This is a genomic window from Zavarzinia sp. (genome assembly GCF_049306435.1).
In the GTDB taxonomy this organism is placed as follows: Bacteria; Pseudomonadota; Alphaproteobacteria; order Zavarziniales; family Zavarziniaceae; genus Zavarzinia.
This window is the reverse complement of sequence record NZ_JBAQRT010000014.1, coordinates 1-2534: the sequence shown is the minus strand read 5'-3', so window position 1 is coordinate 2534 and position 2534 is coordinate 1. Positions and strand designations below refer to the sequence as shown.

The following is a 2534-nucleotide window of genomic DNA, read 5'->3' as shown; positions in this document are numbered from 1 at the left end:
GGCTGGGCCCTGTCGCTCGATCCGGGGGAGGGCGTGCCTTGCGCCGAACCCGCGCCCCGGCCGCCGCTGGCCGCACGCCCTTTCGTGTTCTCCGTCTCGGCGGTCGAATTGCTGGTGCGCGATCCTTACGCACTCTATGCCAAGCAGATCCTGCGCTTGTCTCCGCTCGATCCCATCGACCAGCCACCCGGCGCCTCCGACCGGGGCACCATCATTCACGACGTGCTGGACGGCTTCGTCCGGGGCCACATGCGGGGGCCGCTGCCCGCCGACGCGGTGGAGCGGCTGATCGCGCTCGGCCGCGAAGCGTTCCGCCGTTTCGACGACTGGCCGGTGGTGCGCAGTTTCTGGTGGCCCCGTTTCGTCGAGGTCGCCCATTGGTTCGTCGCCGAAGAGAGCCGCCGCCGGGCCGAGGGGATCGAGCCGCTGGCGGTCGAGACCAAGGGTTCGCTGCCGCTCGATGTCGGCGGGGTCGAACATGTTGTCACCGCGCGGGCCGACCGCATCGATGGCCGCCCGGACGGTTATGCGATCGTCATCGATTACAAGACCGGCATACCACCCAGCAAGGCCCAGATGGAAGCCGGGTTCCGCCCGCAATTGCCGCTGGAAGCGGCGATGATCGCGGCCGGCGCCTTTCCCGAGGTCGGCCGGCGCCCGGTGGGCGCGATCGAGGTCTGGCGCCTGAAGGGCGGCCGGCCGCCGGGCGAGATCAAACATGTCGGCGATGACGACACCGACACGATCGCCGCCGCCGCGCTGGCGGGCGTGGTCCGGCTCTTCGCGCGTTACAGGGACGAGGGTCAGCCCTATCTCTCGGCGCCCAATCCGCGCCAGAAGGGTTATGGCGACTACGACCATCTCGCCCGCGTCGGCGAATGGGGCGGGGAGGGCGAGGCATGACCGCGTTGCAGGATGCCGCCGCCGACCCTCGCGCCTCGGTCTTCGTCTCGGCCTCGGCCGGCACGGGTAAGACCCATGTGTTGACCAACCGGGTGCTGCGTCTCCTGCTCCAGGAGAATGTCGCGCCCGAGAAGATCCTGTGCCTGACCTATACCAAGGCGGCGGCGGCCGAAATGGCCAACCGCATCCAGGACCGGCTGGCCGCCTGGGCGGTGGAACCCGAGGCGCGGCTTTCCGCCGCCATCCGCGACCTGACCGGCGACATTCCGGAGATCGAGACGATCACGAGGGCGCGGCGCCTGTTCGCCCGCGTGCTCGATGCCCCCGGCGGCCTCAGGATCGAGACCATCCACGCCTTCTGCCAGTCACTGCTGGGGCGGTTTCCGGTCGAGGTCGGCCTGCCGCCCCGTTTCGAGGCGCTGGACGACGAAGCCGCCGGCACCCTGCTGGCCGAGGCGACGGGGGAGGTTCTGTCGTCCGCCGACCCGGAACTGGCGGATGCGGTCCAGCATCTGTCGGGCCTCGTCAGCGATGTCGCCTTCGAGGGGCTGATCGGCAGTTTCATCGCCCTTCGCACCCGGCTGCCGGAAGATCTGGGACCGGCCAGCATGGCACGGCACCTTGCCGATCTTGCCCGGCTGTTCGGCGGCAAGCCCAGGGACACGGGCGGAAGGGCCGAGGTGATCGCCCGCTTCAGCGAAGGTCGGGGCAAGGATTTCGCCCCGATCGAGCGTGCCGTCGCGGCGCTTCGCGGCGGCACGGCGACCGATCAGAAGATGGCGGCGGCCCTGGCGCAGGTCCGCGTCGCCTTCGATTACGACGCCTATGCCGCCGTGTTCCTGACCAGCGCGGGCGAGCCGCGCAAGAACCCCATGACGAAGAAGCTGGGCGAGCGCTTCCCGGCCGAACGGGACTGGATGGTGGCGGAAGCGGCCGAGCTCGCCGCGCTCGAGGTCGAGGCGACGGCGGCGGAGGTTCACCTGGCGTCGCGCGCGCTGCTGATCCTCGGCACGGCGATCCTCGAGCGTTACACGAGGGCCAAGGCGCGGCGCCGGGCGATCGATTACGACGACATGGTGCTGAAGGCGCGCGACCTGCTGACCAGGGGCGCGGCGGCGCCCTGGGTTCTCTTCAAGCTCGACGGCGGCATCGACCATTTGCTGATCGACGAGGCGCAGGATACGAGCCCCGCCCAGTGGCAGCTGGTGCGCGCCCTGACCGGAGAATTCTTCGCGGGCGACGGGGCGCAGGGGCGCCATCGCACGGTCTTCGCCGTCGGCGACACCAAACAGTCGATCTATTCGTTCCAGGGCGCCGCGCCGGAGATTTTCGGGGCGGAGCGCCAGCGCACTGGCAAAGCAGCGGGCGAGGCGCGGAAACTGTTCCGGCCGATCGAACTCGACACCTCCTTCCGCACGGCGCCCGCCGTGCTGGCCCTCGTTGACGCGGTTTTCGCCCTGCCGCAGGCGCAGGACGGTGTCGTCGAGGGCGAGGGCCTGCGTCATCTCGCGCATCGCGCCGGGGCGGCCGGCAGCGTCGAACTGTGGCCGGTCGAGGACGGCGAGACGGTCGAGGAGGCGGAAGCCTGGTCCCCGGCCGAGGTCGCCGCCCGCGGCCGCTCGGCGGAAGAC

General features: G+C 70.6%; 2 protein-coding genes. Both read left to right on the top strand.

The features are described from left to right. Positions 1-903: PD-(D/E)XK nuclease family protein (locus WAZ62_RS00875; protein WP_422641645.1), on the top strand; the 903-nt coding region annotated here is incomplete at its 5' end. Beyond that, the coding region (locus WAZ62_RS00870) for a UvrD-helicase domain-containing protein (protein ID WP_422641644.1) at positions 900-2534 on the top strand (1635 nt) is incomplete at its 3' end. The genes WAZ62_RS00875 and WAZ62_RS00870, both read left to right, overlap by 4 nt.